This is a genomic window from Pseudomonadaceae bacterium SI-3, assembly GCA_004010935.1.
GTDB lineage: Bacteria > Pseudomonadota > Gammaproteobacteria > Pseudomonadales > Pseudomonadaceae > Stutzerimonas.
Genome location: CP026511.1, coordinates 4,383,948 through 4,405,618, shown reverse-complemented (window position 1 = coordinate 4,405,618; position 21,671 = coordinate 4,383,948). Strand labels below are relative to the sequence as shown.

Below are 21,671 nucleotides of genomic sequence, written 5' to 3'. Positions count from 1 at the left end.
CTCAGAGCTTAATCGCGAGTTCGCATGCTCCTACGAAAAGCGGGACGGCCAATGGCTGACGGCTGAATTACCTGCAAGCCTCACGGGCGCAGCGCGGAATGTTGAGACTCTGACGTTGCAACCGCATAACCTGCGCCTGACCGCGCTGCCACGATTTTCTGAAGGAACAATCATGCAACCAGTAATTGAGCAGCGACCCCTGATGGTTTATCTGGCGGTGGGTCTGTTGCAGGGCCTGACGCTATGGATGGCCAGCGAAAGCTGGCCGCACGGGGCACTCTGGCGCGCTCTGTTTTCGGCACTGATCGTGCTCATTGTGGTGGGCGGCTGGCAGCTGCAGATGCTTTGGGGCCAGTTACGCGAGGCAGGTCGGTGGAAACTGCTGCTCCCTGCGATTCTGCTGCCCGCAGCGTTGGCGGCCTGGCTTGCGGTGCAGTTCGACCAGCCGCGCTGGTATTACTTCGATGAAACGACCGGCACGCTGCTGCTGTGGAGTCATCTGGCACTGGCTTACATCCTCACACCCTTCATCCAGGCTCGTGACCCTGCGCATCGCTGGCGCTTCGACTACAGCGCGCTCTACCGTCACGCCTGGAACAACGGTTTGCTGCTGTTCATGGCACTCGTGATGCTCGGGGTGTTCTGGCTGTTGATCTGGCTCTGGGCGGGCCTGTTCAGCATGCTCGGGGTCGATCAGTTCAAGCGGCTCTTCAATTCGTCCGGCTTCGTCTGGGTCGCCAGCGCGACCGTTGTCGCCGCCGGGCTGCGCATCGGGCTGGAGCGCGGCCAGGTCATCGATGCGCTGCGCAATGTGCTGCAGGCCATGTGTCGTTTTCTGCTGCCGCTGACGGTGGTGATCCTGCTTCTGTTCGTGGTTTTCCTGCCGTTCACCGGTCTTGCTCCGCTCTGGGCGACACGCCACGCGACGCCAATCCTGCTGGCGCTGGTGTTCGCGCATGTCGCACTGCTCAACGGGGTGGTGCAGGACGGGCTGCAGAGGTCCCACTACCCGCGACCCTTACGGTTGCTGGCGGATGCCAGTTCGCTGTGCCTGCCGTTACTGGCTGGCCTCGCGATGCATGCGTTGTGGCTGCGGATCGACCAGTACGGGCTGACGCCGGATCGCGTGTTGGCTGCGCTCCTGGCGCTCATAGCGATGGTGCATGGCCTGGCACTGGTGAGAGCAGTGATCCTGCGTGATGCCGCGTGGCTGAGCGGGCTCCGACAGAGCAACCCGCCTCTGGCACTGTTCGCGGCCTGCCTGTTGGTGCTTATGCATGTGCCGGCGCTGAGCCCGCTGCAACTGAGCGCGGCCAGTCAGTATCAGCGTCTGCTGAGTGACGAATTGCCAGTCGAACGAACCGACATGGGCGCGCTTCGCTTTCAGCTGGGCGAGCCGGGACGGCGATATCTGCAAGCGCTGCGTCAGCAACTAGACGAGCGTTGGGAAGACGAGGCTCGGCGCACGGGCCTGCAAGCCGATCTGCAACGGCTTGATAAGGCGGACCACTACTGGGCGTGGAAGCGCGAGCAAGAGGTCGCGACCGCGCCGCCAGTGCCCTGGATTGGCGAACCTGTAACGGATGAAGATGGCTCGTTGGCACGTGCCGTCAGCAATCAGGGATGCTTAGCAGAGTGTCGGTTGTTTGCAGTGGATCTGGATCGGGACGGCCAATCCGAAGTGCTGCTGCTCCGCGGCGAGCCTCGGGTGGTGCCGGTGCTGGGTCGGGTTGCTGCCGGAGGCTGGCGTTGGCTTGGCCAGCTGCGCGTTACCGGAGACGCGCTTCCGGACAGCGAGGCGCTAGGCGAGCTTCTTGATAGGGGTGAATTCGAACTGGTCGCGCCCCGCTTCAACGCGATTGAAATTGACGGAGTTCGGCTGGAACCGGCCATCGGCGAACCATGAAAAAGCCCGGCGCGAAGGCCGGGCTTGTTTTACAGCGATGGATCAGCCGTCCAGCATGGCCTTGTTGCGCACCGCGCCCTTGTCGGCACTGGTAGCGAGCAGGGCGTAGGCCTTGAGCGCTGTTGTCACCTTGCGCGGGCGCGGGGCGGCAGGCTTCCAGCCTTTCTTGTCCTGCTCGATGCGGCGGTGGGACAGTTCTTCATCGCTGACCTGCAGCTGGATGCTGCGGTTGGGGATGTCGATCAGCACCTTGTCACCGTCACGTACCAGGCCGATGGCGCCGCCCGCAGCGGCTTCAGGCGAAGCGTGGCCGATGGACAGGCCCGAGGTGCCGCCGGAGAAGCGGCCGTCGGTGAGCAGGGCGCAGTCCTTGCCCAGTCCCTTGGATTTCAGGTACGAGGTCGGGTAGAGCATTTCCTGCATGCCCGGGCCGCCTTTCGGGCCTTCGTAGCGAATGATGACGATGTCGCCGGCCTTCACTTCGTCATTCAGGATGCCCTTCACGGCGCTGTCCTGGCTTTCGAAGATCTTGGCGGTGCCTTCGAAGACATGGATGGATTCATCCACACCCGCGGTCTTCACCACGCAGCCATCCAGGGCGATGTTGCCGTAGAGCACGGCGAGGCCACCTTCCTGCGAATAGGCATGCTCGACGCTGCGGATGCAGCCTTCGGCGCGATCCAGATCCAGGGTGTCCCAACGGGTCGACTGGCTGAACGCCGTCTGCGTTGGGATACCGCCTGGGCCTGCCTTGAAGAAGGTGTGTACCGCTTCGTCCTGGGTTTGGGTGATGTCCCATTTAGCGATGCCTTCGGCAAGCGTTCGGCTGTGCACGGTGGGCACATCAGTGTGCAGCAGGCCGCCACGGGCCAGCTCGCCGAGAATGGAGAAAATGCCGCCGGCGCGGTGCACGTCCTCCATGTGGTACTTCTGGATGTTCGGCGCAACCTTGCACAGCTGCGGCACCTTGCGCGACAGGGCGTCGATGGCGCGCAGGTCGAAGTCGACCTCGGCTTCCTGAGCGGCGGCCAGCAGGTGCAGGATGGTGTTGGTGGAACCACCCATGGCGATGTCCAGGGTCATGGCGTTCTCGAACGCCTTGCGACTGGCGATATTGCGCGGCAGCACCGACTCGTCGCCTTCGCCGTAATAACGCTGGCAGAGCTCGACGACGGTGCGGCCGGCGCGCAGGAACAGCTGCTCGCGGTCGCTGTGGGTCGCCAGGGTCGAGCCGTTGCCAGGCAGGGCTAGCCCTAAGGCTTCGGCCAGGCAGTTCATCGAGTTGGCGGTGAACATGCCGGAGCAGCTGCCGCAGGTCGGGCAGGCGCTGCGCTCGTATTCGGCGACCTTCTCGTCGGAGGCGCTTTCATCGGCAGCGATGACCATGGCGTCGACCAGGTCCAGGCCGTGGCTGGCCAGCTTGGTCTTGCCAGCTTCCATCGGGCCGCCGGAGACGAACACCACCGGAATATTCAGGCGCAGGGCGGCCATCAGCATGCCGGGGGTGATCTTGTCGCAGTTGGAGATGCAGACGATGGCGTCGGCGCAATGCGCGTTGACCATGTACTCCACCGAGTCGGCAATGATTTCGCGCGAGGGCAGCGAATAGAGCATGCCGTCGTGGCCCATGGCGATGCCGTCGTCGACCGCTATGGTGTTGAATTCCTTGGCGACGCCGCCGGCCTTTTCGATCTCGCGGGCGACCAACTGGCCCAGGTCTTTCAGGTGCACGTGGCCGGGCACGAACTGGGTGAAAGAGTTGGAAATGGCGATGATCGGCTTCTTGAAGTCTTCGTCCTTCATGCCGGTGGCACGCCACAGTGCGCGGGCACCGGCCATGTTGCGGCCGTGCGTGGAAGTTTTCGAGCGGTAATCGGGCATGACGGTTCCTGCGGCTAATCAGCGGTTCGAATAGTGCTTATGGTGAGCGTCACCTGTGCCGCGTGCAACGGCAGGTGACCGTGCGTGCGGAGGGGCCGATCGAGGCGGGGTATCGCTCGGGCGGCCTGGGCTCATGGCCCGCCGGGGGATGGTGGCGAGGAATGCGCCGATTCTACGCCCGTTCCCTCTGGCGAGCCAAACGGCACGATTACCGGCGCTCATCCTACGTTGAGTCAGGCGCATCAACACCGAAGCTAATGATGAATTATTCAGCTGGAGCGAAGCGCGGCCGTTCGTCCGCTGCAAGGGCTCTTCCAGTGGCGCTGTGGTTTCAGCTGGCTAGGGTTGATTCGGGCCGACTGGCCACCCGCGTCGTTGACGGTCGGGGATATAGGAGGTGCAGTGCGCTCGACTCGCATGGCGGGCTGGCGCGAACGTCCATACACATAATCAGAACAACAAGAGGAATGCACATGCTGGACATCAAACTCGGCGGCATTGCCGCTGCGCTGAGCTTGGCGATTTGCGGATCTGCCATGGCTGCACCACTGCCGGATACGCCCGGCACGCCATTTCCGGGCGTGTCGAACTTCGACCGCTCCGGCCCCTACGCCACGACCAGTCGCAGCGAAGGCCCCAACTGCCGCGTTTATCGTCCCAGTAACCTGGGGCAGAACGGCGTCCGGCATCCGGTAATTCTCTGGGGTAACGGTACCGGGACCGGGCCGACCGCGTATTCGGGACTGTTATCGCACTGGGCCAGCCATGGATTCGTTGTCGCAGCGGCGGAGACGTCCAACGCCGGGACCGGACGGGACATGCTGGCCTGCCTCGACTACCTGGTACAAGAGAGCAATCGCACCTATGGCACTTACGTTGGCGTGCTCAACACCGGTCGGGTCGGCACGTCAGGTCACTCCCAGGGCGGCGGTGGATCGATCATGGCTGGGCAGGATGATCGGGTGAGCGTGACCGCGCCAATCCAGCCCTACACCATCGGGCTGGGCCATGACCCGTCGTCCCAGCGAAATCAGAAGGGGCCGATGTTTCTGATGTCAGGCGGGGGCGACACCATCGCGTTTCCGTACCTCAACGCGCAGCCGGTCTACACACGGGCCAATGTGCCGGTGTTCTGGGGTGAGCGGCGGTATGTCAGTCACTTCGAGCCGGTCGGCGACGGTGGCGCCTACCGCGGCCCGTCGACCGCCTGGTTCCGCTATCACCTGATGGAGGATGAAACGGCGCGCAGCACCTTCTATGGTCGCTTCTGCGGGTTGTGCACCAGCTATCTTTGGACCGAGCAGCGCAAGGGAATCGAGTAAGGCGATCGGCGAAGCCCCGCATGCGTTTTGATGTGGGGCTTCGTTCGTCCGGCGACAGCTATCAGCTGTTAGGGAGGATGCGACAGGTGATGCTTTTGATGTAGCGGGTTTCGGGGATCGCTGGATGCACCGGGTGATCCGGGCCCTGTGATCCACGTTCAAGCAGCTGGATGTTGCGATCCAGATGGCGCGCACTGCCGAGCAGGATGTTCTGCAGGTTGTCCTCTTCAAGGTGCATCGAGCAAGAGGCGCTGACCAGAATGCCGTCCTTGTTCAGTAGACGCATGGCGGCTTCGTTGAGGCGGCGGTAAGCGCCTTCACCGTTCTTGATGTCCTTTTTGCGCTTGATGAACGCTGGCGGATCGGTGATGACGACGTCGAAGCGCTCTTCGGCGTTCTTCAGCTCCTTCATCGCTTCGAAGGCGTCGCCTTCCACGCACGTCATTTTCTCGGCAACGCCATTGAGCGCGGCATTGCGCTCGACGCCATCCAGCGCGAACGCCGAGGCATCGACGCAGAACACTTCACTGGCGCCAAAGGCAGCGGCCTGGACGCCCCAGCCGCCGATGTAGCTGAACAGGTCCAGCACACGCTTGCCTTTCACGTAAGGCGCCAGACGCGCGCGGTTCATGCGGTGGTCATAGAACCAGCCGGTCTTCTGGCCTTGCAGCACCGGCGCTTCAAACTTCACGCCGTTCTCTTCCAGCGCGACCCATTCCGGGACCACGCCGAACGCGGTATCGACGTAGCGCTCGAGACCCTCGGCATCGCGGGCACTGGAGTCGTTCTTCCATAGCACGCCGCGGGGCTTGAGCACCTGAACCAGCGCTTCGAGCACGGCATCCTTGTTGCGCTCCATGGTGGCGGAGGCCAGCTGAACCACCAGATGGTCATGGAAACGGTCCACCACCAGGCCCGGCAGCAGATCCGAATCACCGTAGATCAGGCGGTAGCAAGGTTGATCGAACAGGCGATCGCGCAGCGACAGTGCGACCTGAATGCGATGGACCAGCAGCGACTTGTCCAGGCTGTGCTTGAGGTCACGTGACAGCAGGCGCGCGCAGATCAGGTTGTTCGGCGAGACGCCGACGATGCCCAGCGGCTTGCCTCCCGCTGCTTCGAGGATGGCCTGATCACCAGCGGCAAAACCGCTCAGCGGCGTGGCTGCGGTGTCCACCTCATTGCTATAGACCCACAGATGGCCGGCGCGCAGGCGGCGGTCGGCGTTGGCTTTGAGGCGCAGGCTGGGCAGGCTCATCGGGAGGCTCCGGGAAAAGGGCGCGATTATAGGCCAGAGGGCTGACAAAAGCGCTGGCTGGATGGAGGAGGGCGTTGGGGTTAGCCGTCGCTGCTGGGAGCAGTTGCCCCAGCAGGCGGCTCAGGAGAGGCATCGGCCTGTCGCGGTCGACCGGTATTCGCGATGCCTCGGCGTTACCTAGGTGGCGTCAGGCCGCGAGGGCTTTGATCAGCGCTTCGTTGAACGCCAGGATGTCGTCCGGCTTGCGGCTGCTGATCAGATGGCCGTCGACCACGACCTGCTCGTCGACCCACTGTGCGCCGGCGTTCTTCAAGTCGTCGGTCAGCGACGGCCAGCTGGTCATCTTCTTGCCTTTGACCAGGTCAGCGGAGGCCAGCAACCAGGCGCCATGACAGATCACGGCTATGGTCTTGTTGGCGCGGGCCGCATCGCGAACCAGCTTCTGGGCCATCTCGTCGGTGCGGATGGTGTCGGAATTCACCACGCCGCCCGGAAGCAGAACGGCGTCGTAGTCTTCCATGTGAATGGTGTCGAACGTCTTGTCGACGTGAAACTTGGTGGCGGGCGTGGTGTGGTTCCAGCCGGTCACTTCGCCGTTCGATGATGAAATGATCTCGGCGGTCGCGCCTGCTTTTTCCAGCGCCTCCTTTGGCCCAGTCAGCTCGACCTGCTCGAAACCGTCTGTCACCAGGATCGCGATGCGTTTGCCTTTCAGGGAATCGGCCATTTCGTTTTCCTCCTCGTCGGATTTCAAATTGATCTACTTGAAATCCGACCGCCATCTCGGCCAAAGTTCGCACTCTTTCCTTGGTGGCCTTGTGCTATCGACAAGGTCGAGCCGCTTTCTATGTCCATTGAACTCACCGACGAGCAGATCCGCAGCGTGCTGCAGGGGATCAGCGTGCCGCCACAGCCGCAGATCATGGTCGACCTGCAGATGGAGCAGGTCATGCCTGATCCCGACTTGCGTGCCATTGCCCGCCTGATCAGCCAGGATCCAGGGTTGTCCGGCGCCTTGCTGAAAACGGTTAACTCACCGTTCTTCGGCCTCGCCAACCGCATCGCCTCGATCCAGCAGGCCGTCAACCTGCTGGGTTGCCGTTCAGTGATCAACCTGATCAATGCGCAATCGATCCGCGGCGAGCTGACCGATGCGGCGATCGTCACGCTCAACCGTTTCTGGGATTCGGCGCAGGATGTGGCCAGCACCTGTCTGGCGTTGGCCAAGCGCATCGGTCATCCGGCGCCTGACGAGGCCTATACCCTCGGACTGTTCCACAATTGCGGTATCCCGCTGATGCTGACCCGCTTTCCTGGCTATATGAGGGTGCTGGAGGAGGCCTACGCCAGTGTCGGTGCCGAAACGCGCATTACCGATGTCGAAAATCGGGTGCTGAATACCAATCATGCGGTGGTCGGGTACTTCGTGGCGCGCTCATGGAAGCTGCCGCAGCATCTGTGTGAGGCCATCGCCAACCACCACAACGCGCTGGCACTGTTCAACGATGAATGGAGCGACCCCCAGGTTAAAACGTTGCTGGCGATCCTGAAGATGGCTGAGCACATCTGCGCCTGCCATCGCGTACTGGGCGATCAGCCGGAGGACCACGAATGGGCTGCCGTGGCGCAGCTGGTGCTCGAATACGTTGGCCTCTCCGAATACGATTTCGAATGCCAGCGCGACATCATTCGGGAGCTGGGTGTCGGCTGACCGGGCCGTGCGTTAGCTGCTAAGGTCGCCTGCCGTTCCCTTCTCGATTTGCCTGTATGCCCGAACTCCCAGAAGTCGAAACCACCCGCCGCGGCATCGCTCCGCATCTTGTCGGCCAACGTGTCAGCCAGGTCATCGTGCGCGAGCGACGGTTGCGCTGGCCGATCCCGGAGGACCTGGACGTACGGCTGTCCGGTCAGCGGATCGAGGCGGTCGAACGACGCGCCAAGTACCTGCTGATCAAGGCTGAAGTGGGCACGCTCATCGCGCACCTGGGCATGTCCGGCAGCCTGCGGCTGGTACCGGCTGATCTTCCAGTGGGCAAGCACGAGCATGTCGACATCGTGCTGGAATCCGGCATGGCGCTGCGCTACACCGACCCCCGCCGCTTCGGCACCCTGCTGTGGAGCGATGATCCGCTGAGCCACGTGCTGCTCGCCAGCCTGGGCCCGGAGCCGCTCAGCGATGCGTTCGACGGAGAGCGTCTGTATCAGATGTCACGTGGACGCAGCATGGCGATCAAGCCGTTCATCATGGATAACGCGGTGGTGGTCGGCGTCGGTAATATTTATGCGAGCGAGGCGCTTTTTGCTGCCGGAATCGATCCGCGGCGAGCGGCCGGCGCGGTGTCGCGGGCGCGCTACCTGAAGCTGGCCGTCGAGATCAAACGGATCCTGGCCTATGCCATCGAGCGCGGCGGCACCACGCTGCGCGACTTCGTGGGTGGCGACGGCAAGCCGGGTTACTTCCAGCAAGAGCTGTTCGTCTACGGTCGGGGCGGGGATTTTTGCAAAACCTGTGGTTCGACCCTGCGAGAAATTCGCCTCGGCCAGCGGGCCAGTGTCTATTGCGGACGCTGCCAGCGATGAAAAACCGATCAGCCATGCACTGCGCAGGCATTGACGGTGTTCACGATCAACAACCGGCGGCCACTGCTATAGTGACGCTCACTACAATCATCTGCCTCGTTTCGCCCAGCTGAAGGACCACACCATGAATCTGTTTCGCTCCACTGCTGTTGTCTTGGCCCTGACCACAGGTCTGCTGACGATGCCTGTGCAGGCGCAATCGGTACAGCAGAACGCCAGCGGCGATCCGATGTACACCGTCGAGGCCCCGAAAGCCTTTTCCATCGTGGGCGATCTGCTGATCGCCCGTCCGCTGCTGATCGCGGCCACTGTCGTCGGAGCCGGCCTGTTCGTCGTAAGCCTACCGTTCAGCGCCATGGGCGGCGGCATCAAGGAGACGGGGCATGCGCTGGTTGTTGAGCCAGGTGCTGCGGCCTTTGCTCGCTGCCTGGGTTGCACCCGCGTCGGTTATAACCGCCAGGATTGATCCCGCGGTTCAGCTTTACCGGGTCGGCGGTTTATCCGATTCGCTCTACGGCCTCGCCGCTTCATCGCGTGCGGGGCCGTGTCGTTTTCGGCTCGTGCGTTCCTAGCTTGCTGAGCAGCCAGCAGACACTTTGTGGCAGCAACAGCTCAGCAGTCGTGGTCGACTTGAAGCCTCACCCACGGTGCTTAGACAGCTCTTGCAGCGGCGTGGAAAGACGGGCACCGGTTTTGGGGCGGACCTCACCTTCAGGGCGAGGTCGGAAGGTCGATCAGGCTTTGCCAGTGATGATCATGTACTTCTGCATCAGCTCATCCTTGCTCTCGACATTGCTTTCATCGAGCGGGATGCAATCCACCGGGCAGACTTGTTGGCACTGCGGTTCGTCGTAATGGCCGACGCACTCGGTACAGAGATTGGGATCGATGACGTAGATTTCCTCACCCTGGGAAATCGCGCTGTTCGGGCACTCGGGCTCGCACACGTCGCAGTTGATGCAGTCATCGGTGATTATCAGGGACATCCAGCTAGCTCCAGCTGCAGCATCGACCGCAGCACAGGTAAAAACGATGCGCCAATTTTGCCGCATCGACTCGCCCGGTGCACGCGGCAGTGCTCACCCTTCTGTCGGCAATCATCCGCCGCGCGAAGGTTGGGTGTTTCAGCGCGAGGCGTAGCGCTCGGTCAGCGCCTTCATCACCGAAGGGTGGACGAATTTGCTGACATCGCCGCCAAGGCGGGCGATTTCGCGGACCAAGGTCGAGGAAATATAAGAGAACTTTTCAGACGGGGTCAGAAACAGGCTTTCCACGTCAGGGACGAGCTGGCGGTTCATGTTGGCCAGCTGGAATTCATATTCGAAGTCCGAAACTGCCCGCAGGCCGCGCAGCAGCACGTTGGCCTTCTGCTCGGTGACGAAGTGCGCCAGCAGCGTGGAGAAGCCCATGACCTTGACGTTCGGCAGATGCGAGGTCACTTCCTTGGCCAATGCGACGCGCTGCTCGAGCGGGAACAATGGATTCTTGTTGGGGCTGGCAGCGACGGCAATGATGACTTCGTCGAACAGGCGCGAGGCGCGCTCGACCAGGTCGGTGTGGCCCATGGTGATCGGGTCGAAGGTTCCCGGATACAGCACTCGATTCATCGCGGCGTCCTGACGCATGCGTGGGGGGTGGATGGTAGCGGCTCGGCGTCGGCAGCGTAAAGCATCAAAGCGGATGGCTGCCGAATGTCAGCACAACGAAGCCGTTCACGCATTTTTCAATCGTTCGGCCAATTGACTCGAGAGTTTGGCGGCGAGGCCGTATATGGATAACTGCGGATTGGCCCCGATGCTGGTGGGAAACAGAGAGCCGTCGTGGATCGACAGGTTTTCCAACTGGTGGTGCCGGCCAAGGCTGTCGGTGACCGCCTGACGCGGGTCTTCGCCCATGGCGCAACCGCCCATCACGTGAGCACTGCCGAGCCGGGTGCGATATAGCTCAAGATTCAGCCCGTCGATCATCTGGCGCGCTTGTCCGAGGTTGGTCGCATGGCTGGCGTCGTTGTGCAGTGGCAGGACCGTTCTGGCGCCGGCGGCAAACTGGATTTCCGCCATGCTGTGGTAGGCACGGCGAATGCCATCCCAGGTGTAGGGAGTCACCCGGTAGTCGAGTGTGGGCGTGCCGTCGCTGCGCAGCTGGACCTGCCCTTCGGCGCTCTCCGGGTGAAAACCGTCGCGCATCAGCGCAATCATCGCGTTGGTATGTGGCAGCTGCTCCATGCGCCTGGCGTTGTCGATACCGGCGCGGCCAAGCAGCGTCGCGGCCAGGGCCGGATGGATGGGCGGTACTTCAAGCTTGTAGGACATACGCCCACGCGTGCCATCGTCCCATTGGAAATGGTCGGAATAGATCGATTGGGGCGCGCCGTAGAACGGGTTGATTACCTTTTCAAACTGTGCGGCGGAAAAATTCACCAGATGAAGAAAGGTGCGTTTTCCGACGCGCTGGTGCGGGTCGGGCGCATCCGACCGCAGCAGGATGGCGGGCGTGTTGATACCGCCCCCGGCGAGGATGTAGTGGCGTGCACGTACTTTAATCTTGCGACCTGTTGGCGCAACGCTGCGCGCATCCATGGCGAGGCACTCCAATGCGGCGACGCGCCCCTTGTCCACAATAAGACGGTCGGCGCGGGCGAGGTAGAGCAGCTCGCCGCCAGCATCCAGTGTGGCCGGGATGGTTGTCACCAGCATTGATTGCTTGGCATTGGTCGGGCAGCCCATGCCGCAATAGCCCAGATTCCAGCAGCCTCGCACGTTGCGCGGGATCACCGCCCAGCTGTAGCCGAGTGCTGCGCAGCCGTCGCGGATCACCTGATTGTTGGCGTTGGGCGGCAGTGGCCATGGCTCGATGCCCAAGCGCTGCTCCATGCGTTCGATCCAGGGCGCCATGGATTGTTCGGAAAGCCCTTTGACCGAATGTTCGCGAGCCCAGTGCTCCAGTGTGGCGGCTGGCGTGCGGAAGCTCGACGTCCAATTCACCAGGGTCGAGCCGCCGACGGCGCGGCCCTGCAGAATGGTGATGGCGCCGTCCTTGCTGGTCCGTCCGATCGCCTCCTGGTAGAGCGAGGCGTAGGCGGCGGGTTCCTGCATGTCGAAGTCTTGGCTGCTGCGCAACGGGCCTTCCTCGATCAACAGCACCTTGTAACCGGCCGCGCTGAGGAACTCGGCGCTGGTGGCACCACCGGCCCCGCTGCCAACGATGGCGATATCGGCGTCGAGCGTGATGTCCTTCTCCAGCCGAGAACCGTCATGGGTTTTCCAGCCGCGGGCGATACCTTCGGCAAAGGGGTCGGTGACAGGCATTTCGGTTCCTTAGGTCGGGCGAGCGGTCTTCGTGTTCATCGCTAGATGACCGGCGGGCCGGGATACCCGCAGTGGCGCCAGGACTCCGGTCGGCCATACCACGCCATCAGAATCATCTGCTGAAGCGAGGCATGACCCTGCCGCAATAATGCAATCGGGCTGTTTTCCCAGCGCTGCAGAAACGCCTGAATCTCGCCGTCCCGCGCCTGCTCCCAGCCGCCCCAGACACCGGTCAGCGGACCGCGGGTGAGCGGCAGACTCAGCAGATCGAACAGCTGCGAAACTTGTTTCGATACGGCGGGAGGCAGGTGGGCGAGCCCCTCGTCAAGGCTCGTCAGAGTGCCCCGCACGGCGCTGGGCATGCTCGATGCCGGAACGGCGCCTTCCAGGATGATTGGCGTCAGGCGACGCAGCACCGGCAGGTCGCTTTCGCGCAACTGTACGAAGCCAGCAGCAGAATGCTCGGCACTGCAGCCGGACAAACTGCCGATCAGGCCAGCGCCGGCGAGGGCCGTGCTGCCAAACAGGCCGACCCTGAGAAGGCTGCGGCGGGAAAATGGTCGCTCGGTATTGATCATTGTTGTTGTCACCGGCTGCGCTTTTCAGCGCACGAAGAGCTTGTAGACCAGCTTCTGCAGCGTCTTGCCGTAAGGGGGATAAATCATTCGCGCGGCATTGAAACGTTGCTTGATAAAGACGCCTTTGGCCTTGCTGAAGGTGAGGAATCCATCGTGCCCGTGGTAATGGCCCATTCCCGACGGACCAACGCCCCCGAATGGCAGGTCATCTTGGGCGACATGCAGCAGCGTATCGTTGAGGCAGACCCCACCGGAATGGGTGTGGCGCAGCACATGGCGCTGCTCGGCTCGGCCATACCCGAAGTAGTACAGCGCCAGCGGCCGAGGGCGTGCGTTGACATAGGCGAGGGCCTGACCGATCTCGTCATAAGGCACCACCGGCAGCAGCGGTCCGAAGATCTCGTCCTGCATGACCTGCATCTCATCGGTGACATCGAGCAGGAGGCAGTGCGGCATTCGCCGTTCCTGGCCTTGCTCGAACAGCGGCAGCAGGCGCGCGCCCTTGGCCTGGGCGTCGTCCAGGTAGCCTTGCAGCCGGGCATGCTGACGCCGGTTGATGATCGAGGTGTAGTCCGGATTGTCTGCCAGCTGTGGGTAAAAGCGCCGAACTACCTTTCGATAGGCCTCGACAAATTCATCGATGCGTGGCCGGGGTACCAGCACGTAATCCGGCGCAACACAGGTCTGCCCGGCATTGAGCGTCTTGCCAAACGCGATCCGCTCGGCCGCATCGGCGAGCGGCACGTCGGTCGAGACGATCGCGGGCGATTTACCGCCCAGTTCGAGCGTCACTGGCGTCAGGTTTTCCGCGGCCGCTCGCATAACGTGCCGGCCAACGCTGGTGCTGCCGGTGAACAACATGTGATCGAAGGGCAGCTTTGAAAAGGCGATACCCACATCTGCCTCGCCGAGGACAACCGCGACCTGATCGTCAGGAAAGATTTGTGCGAGCAGATCCTTGAGCAGCTGACCAGTGGCTGGCGTGGACTCGCTCATCTTCAGCATCACCCGGTTGCCGGCAGCCAGCGCGCCGATCAGCGGGCCGATGGCCAGATACAACGGGTAATTCCACGGCACGATGATGCCGATCACCCCAAGTGGCTGGTAGACGACGCGGGCGCTGGCGGGCTGAAAAGCCATGCCCACACGACGCCTAGAGGGCTTCATCCAGCGCGTCAGGTGGCGTTTGGCGTGTCGAATGCCATCCAGGCTGGGCATGATCTCGGCTAGCCGCGTCTCGTCTGCCGAGCGGTTACCGAAGTCCTCACTGATGGCATCGATCACCGGCTGCTGATGACTGGCGAGCAAATCGTGGAACGCCTCCAGCCACTGCAGGCGATCAGCGGCAGTAGGGCTGGGGTAGGCCTGAAAAGCGCTGCGCTGACGCTCGAATAACGCCTGTAAATGCTCGGCTTCGAAATGGCTGGGATGCGGATACACGGCGTCGGCAAGCACTAGAGATGCTCCGGAAAGGCGACAGATCGACGATTTCTAGAGTAAAAACTCTAAAGTGTCAAACCTGTGCGCAGCCACGATGGCCGGGTTACCTTTGCGTTCCCGCTTTAGCAAGACGAAAGTAGCTTTCTGCATGTCACCCAAACCGAGCACCCGCGAGCGCATCCTGCAAGCGAGCCTGGAGCTGTTCAATGCTCAAGGCGAGCGCAGCGTGACCACCAACCACATCGCTGCACACCTGGAGATATCGCCGGGCAACCTCTATTACTACTTTCGCAACAAGCAGGCGATCATCGCCGAGCTGTTTGATCGCTATGAGGTGGCGGTCGACGGTTTTTTACAGGTCCCCAAAGGGCGGGCCGTGACCATGGACGACAAAACCTTCTATCTCGAGTCGCTGCTCTCGGCAATGTGGGACTACCGGTTTTTACATCGGGACCTGGAGCATCTTCTCGGCGGTGACGAGGCACTGGCTGAACGGTATCGCGGATTCGCTGCAAGCCATCTGGAGGTGGCTCGGCGCATCTATGCGGGCTTTGTCGACGCCGGGCTTTTACGTATGACAGAAACCCAGGTCGAGGCGGTCGCAGTCAACGCCTGGATTGTCGTTACTTCTTGGGTAAGGTTTCTATGCACCACAGGCGTGAGTGGGGAATGCTTAACCGAGCCTATGTTACGGCGTGGCATCTATCAGGTGCTTACGCTTGAAGATGGGTTTGTATCCGAACATGCGAGACCGACGTTCGACGAGTTGCGTCGCCGCTTACACGTGCCGCTGACCGAACTCTTCTCAACGATCTAAAGAAGTTCGGTATCGCTTTCAGCAAGTGAATAGTTTCTGACGGGTCCTTTAGTCAAGTTATTGACCTTTGTCGTGACTGCGGTCAGCCTTCTGTCGGGCATGATGGCATTTTGATTGTAATGGCATTTTGATTGTGGCTAATAGGCACGTTGTAACTCTCCCCCGGTATCGTCATGCGGAATGTCCGAGCACTTGTTTACCGTCGTGGCTTGGCGTGTAAGTTGCTCCGTTTGCTAAAGCGGTGGTGCCCCATTGTGCTGTCGATGCTGCTGCTCAGTGTGCTGCCGCTTAGCGGTCATTCGATGGCCAGCGTCTCAGCTGCACCGACAAGCGTGGCCTTTTGGTACGCCGCCAATCCACCACTTGCCGAGCTATCGCAATTTGATTGGGCGGTACTCGAGCCCGCTCATGTAGAGCCCGCGGGCATCGACTTCCTTCGCGCGCAGGGCAGTCAACCATTTGCCTATCTCTCGGTCGGCGAATATGACGGCGATATCGATGAACTAGCGGATGGCCTCGCCCCCGGCGCAAGTGACGTGCGTAACGAGGCGTGGTCTAGCCAGGTGATGCTGCTGACCTCTTCTGCTTGGCGACACCACCTGTTGCGCCGTGCGCAAGAGCTGGCAAGCCGGGGATACGCCGGGCTTTTTCTAGATACGCTGGACAGCTTTCAGTTACTGCCTGAAGCCAATCGGGAGGCTCAGCGCTTGGCCTTACGAGATTTCCTTGCCGAACTTCACCGTCAACAGCCAGGGCTCAAGCTGATATTCAACCGGGGATTTGAAGTGCTTCCCGAACTGCCGGGTGTCGCCGCGGCAGTGGCTATTGAATCAATTCATTCCGGGTGGGATGCCAATACCCGGCGCTATCGGAAGGTTCCTCAGGAAGACCGAGACTGGCTGCGCCCCCAGCTGGATCCGCTGCGTGCGCAAGGCGTCCCCCTGATTGCCATCGACTACCTTCCTTCGGCGCGGCGCGATGAGGCGCGAGCCCTTGCCGTACAGCTACGGCAGGAGGGCTTCGTACCGTTCGTCACTATGCCGGACCTCAACTATCTCGGCATCAGTGGTGTCGAGGTTCAGCCCCGGCGGATCGCGGTGGTATATGACCCGCGCGAAGGCGCATTGACGTCCAATCCAGGCCATACCGTTCTGGGTGGATTGCTTGAGTATCTCGGCTATCGCGTGGACTATCTACCGGCCGACCAGTTGCCCCATGGTCCCCTGGGCGGGCTGTACGCTGGTGTTGTCACCTGGATGACCAGCGGCCCGCCTGATGACGCCGCCGAGTTCAATCGATGGATGGGCGAACGAATCGACGAGTCCGTTCCGCTGGCACTCTTGGCTGGATTGCCGATCGCCAATGATGGGCTTTTGAAAAGGATCGGGCTGCGCCGCGTTCAGCCACCGGCGAAGGGTGACGTGGTCATCGCCAACCAAGACGAGACGATCTTGGGCCACTTCGAGGCGCCCGTGGTGGTTCGTACGCGCGACCTGGTTCCCCTCACGTTGGTCGACGACGGTGGCGCTGTTTCGGCACTTACACTGGTTGATAGCGAAGAACGGCAGTACGTGCCTGTGGCTACCGGGCCGGCCGGAGGCATCGCCTTGTCTCCTTACGTCATTGAAGATGGCCGAGACAGCCAGCGTTGGATAGTCGACCCCTTTGCCTTTTTGCAGAGAGCCTTGAGATTGCCAGCGTTGCCACGTCCGGATGCTACTACCGAAAATGGACGTCGCATCGCTACGGTGCATATCGATGGCGACGGCTTCATCTCGCGTGCCGAAATCATTGGCTCTCCGTATTCGGGGCGTGCGGTGCTGGATGGATTCATCAAGCCTCACCCGTTTCTGACCTCTGTTTCGGTTATCGAGGGCGAGGTTGGCCCCAGAGGTCGCTATCCGCATCTCGCCAGAGAGCTGGAGCCCATCGCACGGGAAATCTTTGCCGAGCCTAAGGTTGAAGTGGCGACTCATACCTTCAGCCATCCCTTCTTCTGGCAGCCGGAGCGGGTCCAGAAGCAGGAAGGATTCACTGCCGAGTACGGGATGATGATGGCGATTCCCGGCTATGAAAAAATTGATTTCGCCCGTGAGGTGGTTGGTTCTACAGCCTATATAAATGAGCGCCTGACCAGCGCCCAGAAACCGGTAAAGATGATCTTTTGGACCGGCGACGCATTGCCAGATGCAGCGACGATCAAACTGGCCTACGACGCTGGACTGGCGAACGTCAATGGGGGTACGACCGTGCTGACCAACGCGCATCCGTCGCTGACCGGCCTGTCACCGCTAATCAGGCCAACTGCTGGCGGCGTTCAGTATTACGCGCCGGTCATAAATGAAAACATGTACACCAATCTTTGGCGCGGCCCCTATTACGGGTTTCGTGGCGTGCTGGAAACCTTCGCGCTTACGGACAAGCCTCGAAGGCTGCGCGGTTTGCACCTCTATTACCACTTCTATTCGGGCACCAAGCAGGCTTCGATCCGTGTCATGCAGGACATCTATCAATCGATGGAAGCCGAGCAGCCGATATCGCTCTGGATGAGTCAGTACCTCAAGCGTATGCATGGGCTGCATCAGGCGAGCCTGGCGCGCTTGGGAGACGGGAGGTGGCAACTTCGTGGCATGGATGGGCTGCGCACCCTGCGGTTGGACCCGGCTCTTGGCTGGCCGGATCTTGCGCGCTCGCAAGGCATCGCTGGAGTGCGCGATTTGCCACAAGGGCGATACGTACACCTAAGCGATGCCAGTGCAGTGCTGGCGCTGCGTAGCGAGCGCGACCCGCGCCTTGCTCTAGAACAGGCGAACCTGCCGTTGCTCGCCTGGGACTACGTTGGCAAGCATAAGGTCAGATTGTCTTTTGCCGGCGAAATGCCGCTGCGCTTCTCGGTACGCGCAGCAGGAACCTGCGTGCTTGAAGTCGCGGGAAAGCGTTATCCGAGTACCGGCAAGAATGGCTTATGGCAGTTCGATCTTCCGATGTCGCGGGTGGCTGATGCGCAACTCAACTGCCCCTAGTTCCACTCGATTATTGAGCCCCTGGGCACTGCTATTGATAGCCGCGCTGCTGGGCGCATTACTTGTGCTGACCTATACCGACGAAGACGCGTTGTTACCAGACGACAGGCAACCTGATGCCGTCTCCATCAACTACGCCGAACTGTTGCTCCAGGCACACCCGGAGAACATGAGCCTTCGGCTCAAGCTGATCGAGCAGTTAATCGAGCTGGGCGATCTCCCGCGGGCCCGGTCGCATGTCTATCTGCTGCCTGAAAGCGAAGCTGGCATCGTACGTTTTTTGCGCGCCGAATTAGCAGTGCTTGAAGCTCAAACAGCCCCGGAAAGCATGACGCTGCAAGCCCGCACGGCCCTGAAAGATCAGTTGAGAGCGGTGGACCGCGACAGTATCTCAACCGAGGAGCTTATTCGTTATGCCGCTTATGCGTTGTCACTCACCGATCCGGGGCTGGCAGCACAAGCCTATCGCGACCTCGCCGTGCGAGATGAAACGCGCCGTGACAGCTGGTTAAACGAGGCGGCCCGGGCTCACTTGGGGGCGGGTGAGACGTCGGCGGCTGCCGAACTCTTCATCGAACAGCTCAGTGATGCCGAGACAACAGCCGACCGGCGTCGTTATCTGCATCAGGCGTTTTCAGCGCTGCTCTCGGCGGACCGGAGCGAGCAGGCAGCAGAGCTGGTTCATCGCCATTTATCGCTGATGAACGCAGAGGATGGGGCGCTGTTCAGTGCAGCTGTGCAAGCGGGAATCGGTACCCGTCGTTACGATCTGGTGACCGATACGATAGCGTCTTGGCGTACGCTGCAACCGGATGACCTGGGGGCGCTAAACGCCGAGTTTGGGCTGCATCTTGCTGCGGGCGAACTCGAACAGGCGTGGGCTGTCGGCCAGCGGCTGGCGGCCGTTGAGCCTCCGGTTGCAGGTCAGCTCAAGCAGCTGGCCCTGCTCGGTGAGTGGACGGGGCACACCACGGCAGCGCTGAATTTCTGGCTGCGCCTGATCCAGTTGGAGGATACGCCGGCGGTTCGGGAGCATGCCTGGCGCCTGGCTGCTCAACTGTATGACTTTGACAACACCATTGCTCTGTTGGCCGATACAGGAGCGCGTCGGCAGTTGCTGGACGCGGAATTGGACGCGCTCGTATTCAGCCATAGCGAGCGAGGCACCCCGGAGCAAGCCGAGCAATGGTTGCGTGGCTATCTGCGCGTACACCCCAGTCATCAACTGGCATGGATGCGCCTGCAGCAGATCCTCGAGCAAACCCAGCAGCTGTCCGCTGAGGCAGAACTTTGGGCCGACATAGAGGGGCGTTTTGGGCTGTCCATCGTCCAGCGTGTCGATTGGGCGGAAGCCAACTGGCAATTGTTCGATCCACAGGCTGCATGGCAGGTACTCAACGCCATCGATGCTGACTCGGTGACTGACCAAGGCTACTGGCGTCTGCGAGGCGAGTTGGCATGGGAGCTGGAGCGGGACGAGGAAGCCCTTGAGAGCTATCTCAGGCTCGAGGCGTCGGGCGTAAAGGCCGACAGCACGACCGAGGAGCGGCTGATTTCCCTTTACGAGCACAGTGCGCCCGACCGTGCTTTGGACGTGTTGATCGTCAGCTGGAAGCGCACCCGCACGCCGGCGAGTCTAAGCCGTGCAATCCAGATGGCCATGCAACTCGGCGACATGGTTCGTCTTGATGCATTGGTTCGTGAGGGGCGGCTGCTGCCCGATAGTGACAGCATCAGCGCGCTCTGGAGTGCACGTGCCATGCAAGCCGCAGAGGTCGGGGACAGCAAGGGGGCCGAGCGTCTATACCTCGAAGCGCTGGCTCGTTTCCCGGAAACCGGTGAGTTCCGCCCGCAGTTGCTCTGGCATTACATTGACCAAGGGCAGCGTGAGCCGCTTGCTCCACTGCTTCGGCAATGGCAGAACCTCGCGCTTAAACGGAGTGCTCTATGGTTGCCCTTCGCAAGTGCCAACCTGCTGCTCAATCGTAATGATCAAGCCTTGCGCTGGTTCGATCTTTATCTGGAACTGAACCCGGACGACAGCCTGGTGCAGGCAGGTTATGCCGATGCCCTGGAGAGTGCCGGTTACTCGGATCGTGCACTACGCCTGCGTCGGCATATGCTACGCACGATCGAAATGCCGATGCGTGGCGCAGACGTAGCGCAATACCAGACCTATCTGAGATTGATGTCCGCCAGCGGCGCAGGCGCGGCAGCCGGTGAGCTGGCGCTTCGCTGGCGCGATGGCTCTCGGCCGATGTTGCAGCTCTGGTTCGATCAGTTCAGCGAGCAGCTTGACGTGCTCAATCAGAGTTCGCTGAAGGGGCAGTGGCTGGCATGGGCACGGCGCAACGGCCTGAAAATCAGCCGCTATGCGGAATTGCAAGAAGCGTTGCAGACGCAAAACCGTCAGGCCCTGGAGCGCCTGCTTGCGCAGGATGGACTGGACCCAGCGCAGCGTGTCGAGGCGTTGCAGCGTCTGGGTGCTAACAGCCAGGCGATGGCCGAAGCTCTGGCGGCACTTTCCTCTGAGCAACCTGTTGTTGTTCGTCAGCAGTTGCTTCGGCAGGCACTGGCGCTGCAGGAACGCAACCCGCAGGGTATTCAGGTGGGCATGCGGCAGCAGGATTTCGGTTCACTGAAGCTTCAGGGCCCAACCGTGCTGGTTGCTCGGCAGCTGGATCACGATTGGCATGCGAGTCTCTCGCTTGCGCAAATGGAATACTCGGGAAGCGGCCTGTATCAGGCTCGTCCTGGCATTGAGCAGTCAGCCGAACTGGAGTTGACCCGAACATTGGATAACGGGTCGCTGGGCGTTGCGGTCGATAGCAGCAGCCACGACGAGGGGGACCGCTTTGGTTTCGGTCTTTCCAGGGGGCTTCAGCTGACCAGCAAGGATGCACTGGTGTTTCGTGCTGACTGGCAGCGCCAGGCCGAAGACAGCGGACTGCTGCGAGCGCTGGGCCAGCGCGATGGGGTCGGAATAAGCGGTACACATGGAATCAGCGCGCGCGATCAGCTCAGTTGGTCGCTGACGCATCAGCGCTACAGCATGCTAGACGGCGAAGCGGTGGGCAGCGGGCAACAGGCGAATCTGGAGCTCAGCCATGCGGTGTTCTTCGAAGGACCTGCTTGGACGCTACGCAGCGGACTCAGCTATGCGAAATATCGATTAAAGAACAACGAGCTTCCAGACGAAACAGAAGATGACGTCAGTGAGTTCATGTCAACGCCCGCCGATCTTCTACAGGAGCGCTTCGGTCAGCTTTACGTCGGCAGCACCTGGCGTCGTGGATTTCCTGGTGCCTTGAATCGCGGCACAGCGCAATTTAGCTGGCTGCTCGATGTGTTGGCGGGCTGGCAATGGACCGAACAGCAAGCCAACTACGCGATTACTACGGGCGTCGGCATGCGAGTGCTCGGCGACGATGAACTGGCCTTCACCTTTGGGTACCAATCCGCACCTCGCAATGGTGACGGGGAGCCAGGTGGGACGCTGGGTGTGACTTATAGCGCCCGTTTCGGGCGTTGATGCGGAACTTACAGGGAGGATCAACC

General features: G+C 61.4%; 16 protein-coding genes. 8 read left to right on the top strand and 8 right to left on the bottom strand.

The genetic code is table 11. The annotated features are described in order from the left end of the window. Positions 1-172: 172 nt before the first annotated feature. On the top strand, positions 173-1,906 hold the full coding sequence (locus C1896_20490; protein ID AZZ47098.1) for a DUF4153 domain-containing protein: 1,734 nt from the start codon (positions 173-175) through the stop codon (positions 1,904-1,906). A gap of 42 nt (positions 1,907-1,948) precedes the next feature. Here the strand turns inward: C1896_20490 and C1896_20485 are convergent, their stop codons facing one another. Beyond that, positions 1,949-3,787: a dihydroxy-acid dehydratase gene (locus C1896_20485; GenBank protein ID AZZ47097.1), complete on the bottom strand. Its 1,839-nt coding sequence runs from the start codon at positions 3,785-3,787 to the stop codon at positions 1,949-1,951. Between the two features lie 473 nt (positions 3,788-4,260). Between C1896_20485 and C1896_20480 the strand changes: the two genes are divergently transcribed. Next, positions 4,261-5,109 (top strand): alpha/beta hydrolase, encoded by an 849-nt coding sequence (locus C1896_20480; protein ID AZZ47096.1) that lies wholly within the window; start codon positions 4,261-4,263, stop codon positions 5,107-5,109. Positions 5,110-5,170: 61 nt separating this feature from the next. Here the strand turns inward: C1896_20480 and C1896_20475 are convergent, their stop codons facing one another. Further along, on the bottom strand, positions 5,171-6,367 hold the full coding sequence (locus C1896_20475; protein ID AZZ47095.1) for an RlmI/RlmK family 23S rRNA methyltransferase: 1,197 nt from the start codon (positions 6,365-6,367) through the stop codon (positions 5,171-5,173). Positions 6,368-6,554: 187 nt separating this feature from the next. Further along, on the bottom strand, positions 6,555-7,094 hold the full coding sequence (locus tag C1896_20470) for a protease (protein AZZ47094.1): 540 nt from the start codon (positions 7,092-7,094) through the stop codon (positions 6,555-6,557). A gap of 120 nt (positions 7,095-7,214) precedes the next feature. Here C1896_20470 and C1896_20465 point away from each other — a divergent pair, with 120 nt between their 5' ends. From C1896_20465 to C1896_20455, 3 genes are all read left to right on the top strand, one after another. Next, the gene (locus C1896_20465) at positions 7,215-8,078 is read left to right on the top strand and encodes an HDOD domain-containing protein (GenBank protein ID AZZ47093.1); all 864 of its coding nucleotides are present in this window, start codon (positions 7,215-7,217) and stop codon (positions 8,076-8,078) included. A 56-nt stretch (positions 8,079-8,134) separates the two neighbouring features. Beyond that, complete coding sequence (locus C1896_20460) at positions 8,135-8,947, top strand: DNA-formamidopyrimidine glycosylase (GenBank protein ID AZZ47092.1); 813 nt, start codon at positions 8,135-8,137, stop codon at positions 8,945-8,947. A 124-nt stretch (positions 8,948-9,071) separates the two neighbouring features. After that, the gene (locus C1896_20455) at positions 9,072-9,413 is read left to right on the top strand and encodes a multidrug transporter (GenBank protein AZZ47091.1); all 342 of its coding nucleotides are present in this window, start codon (positions 9,072-9,074) and stop codon (positions 9,411-9,413) included. Positions 9,414-9,681: 268 nt separating this feature from the next. Here C1896_20455 and C1896_20450 read toward each other — a convergent pair whose 3' ends face one another. The 5 genes from C1896_20450 to C1896_20430 all read right to left on the bottom strand — a co-directional run bounded on the left by C1896_20450 (position 9,682) and on the right by C1896_20430 (position 14,288). After that, complete coding sequence (locus tag C1896_20450) at positions 9,682-9,933, bottom strand: ferredoxin (protein AZZ47090.1); 252 nt, start codon at positions 9,931-9,933, stop codon at positions 9,682-9,684. 138 nt (positions 9,934-10,071) lie between these two features. Then, entirely contained in the window at positions 10,072-10,554 is a 483-nt protein-coding gene (locus tag C1896_20445) for a pantetheine-phosphate adenylyltransferase (protein ID AZZ47089.1), read from the bottom strand. A gap of 105 nt (positions 10,555-10,659) precedes the next feature. Continuing rightward, the gene (locus C1896_20440) at positions 10,660-12,255 is read right to left on the bottom strand and encodes a GMC family oxidoreductase (GenBank protein AZZ47088.1); all 1,596 of its coding nucleotides are present in this window, start codon (positions 12,253-12,255) and stop codon (positions 10,660-10,662) included. A 41-nt stretch (positions 12,256-12,296) separates the two neighbouring features. Further along, positions 12,297-12,833, bottom strand: coding sequence for a twin-arginine translocation pathway signal protein (locus C1896_20435; protein ID AZZ47087.1), 537 nt, complete (start codon positions 12,831-12,833; stop codon positions 12,297-12,299). 24 nt (positions 12,834-12,857) lie between these two features. After that, a complete protein-coding gene (locus C1896_20430) occupies positions 12,858-14,288 on the bottom strand; it encodes a coniferyl-aldehyde dehydrogenase (GenBank protein AZZ47086.1) in 1,431 nt (476 codons plus the stop codon). A gap of 133 nt (positions 14,289-14,421) precedes the next feature. Between C1896_20430 and C1896_20425 the strand changes: the two genes are divergently transcribed. The 3 genes from C1896_20425 to C1896_20415 all read left to right on the top strand — a co-directional run bounded on the left by C1896_20425 (position 14,422) and on the right by C1896_20415 (position 21,645). Then, the gene (locus tag C1896_20425) at positions 14,422-15,090 is read left to right on the top strand and encodes a TetR family transcriptional regulator (protein ID AZZ47085.1); all 669 of its coding nucleotides are present in this window, start codon (positions 14,422-14,424) and stop codon (positions 15,088-15,090) included. Positions 15,091-15,353: 263 nt separating this feature from the next. After that, positions 15,354-18,113 carry a PbsX family transcriptional regulator gene (locus C1896_20420; GenBank protein ID AZZ47084.1) on the top strand — a complete coding sequence of 920 codons (2,760 nt, stop codon included), beginning with the start codon at positions 15,354-15,356 and terminating at the stop codon, positions 18,111-18,113. Next, complete coding sequence (locus C1896_20415; protein ID AZZ47083.1) at positions 18,049-21,645, top strand: biofilm formation protein PelB; 3,597 nt, start codon at positions 18,049-18,051, stop codon at positions 21,643-21,645. The genes C1896_20420 and C1896_20415 overlap by 65 nt, the downstream gene beginning before the upstream one ends. Positions 21,646-21,671: the final 26 nt, after the last annotated feature.

What these genes read in the sequence shown, in the direction of transcription:
- C1896_20490 (AZZ47098.1), top strand. Translation starts at nt 173, where the DNA reads ATGCAACCAGTAATTGAGCAGCGACCCCTGATGGTTTATCTGGCGGTG.
- C1896_20485 (AZZ47097.1), bottom strand. Translation starts at nt 3,787, where the DNA reads ATGCCCGATTACCGCTCGAAAACTTCCACGCACGGCCGCAACATGGCC.
- C1896_20480 (AZZ47096.1), top strand. Translation starts at nt 4,261, where the DNA reads ATGCTGGACATCAAACTCGGCGGCATTGCCGCTGCGCTGAGCTTGGCG.
- C1896_20475 (AZZ47095.1), bottom strand. Translation starts at nt 6,367, where the DNA reads ATGAGCCTGCCCAGCCTGCGCCTCAAAGCCAACGCCGACCGCCGCCTG.
- C1896_20470 (AZZ47094.1), bottom strand. Translation starts at nt 7,094, where the DNA reads ATGGCCGATTCCCTGAAAGGCAAACGCATCGCGATCCTGGTGACAGAC.
- C1896_20465 (AZZ47093.1), top strand. Translation starts at nt 7,215, where the DNA reads ATGTCCATTGAACTCACCGACGAGCAGATCCGCAGCGTGCTGCAGGGG.
- C1896_20460 (AZZ47092.1), top strand. Translation starts at nt 8,135, where the DNA reads ATGCCCGAACTCCCAGAAGTCGAAACCACCCGCCGCGGCATCGCTCCG.
- C1896_20455 (AZZ47091.1), top strand. Translation starts at nt 9,072, where the DNA reads ATGAATCTGTTTCGCTCCACTGCTGTTGTCTTGGCCCTGACCACAGGT.
- C1896_20450 (AZZ47090.1), bottom strand. Translation starts at nt 9,933, where the DNA reads ATGTCCCTGATAATCACCGATGACTGCATCAACTGCGACGTGTGCGAG.
- C1896_20445 (AZZ47089.1), bottom strand. Translation starts at nt 10,554, where the DNA reads ATGAATCGAGTGCTGTATCCGGGAACCTTCGACCCGATCACCATGGGC.
- C1896_20440 (AZZ47088.1), bottom strand. Translation starts at nt 12,255, where the DNA reads ATGCCTGTCACCGACCCCTTTGCCGAAGGTATCGCCCGCGGCTGGAAA.
- C1896_20435 (AZZ47087.1), bottom strand. Translation starts at nt 12,833, where the DNA reads ATGATCAATACCGAGCGACCATTTTCCCGCCGCAGCCTTCTCAGGGTC.
- C1896_20425 (AZZ47085.1), top strand. Translation starts at nt 14,422, where the DNA reads ATGTCACCCAAACCGAGCACCCGCGAGCGCATCCTGCAAGCGAGCCTG.
- C1896_20420 (AZZ47084.1), top strand. Translation starts at nt 15,354, where the DNA reads ATGCTGCTGCTCAGTGTGCTGCCGCTTAGCGGTCATTCGATGGCCAGC.
- C1896_20415 (AZZ47083.1), top strand. Translation starts at nt 18,049, where the DNA reads ATGGCTTATGGCAGTTCGATCTTCCGATGTCGCGGGTGGCTGATGCGC.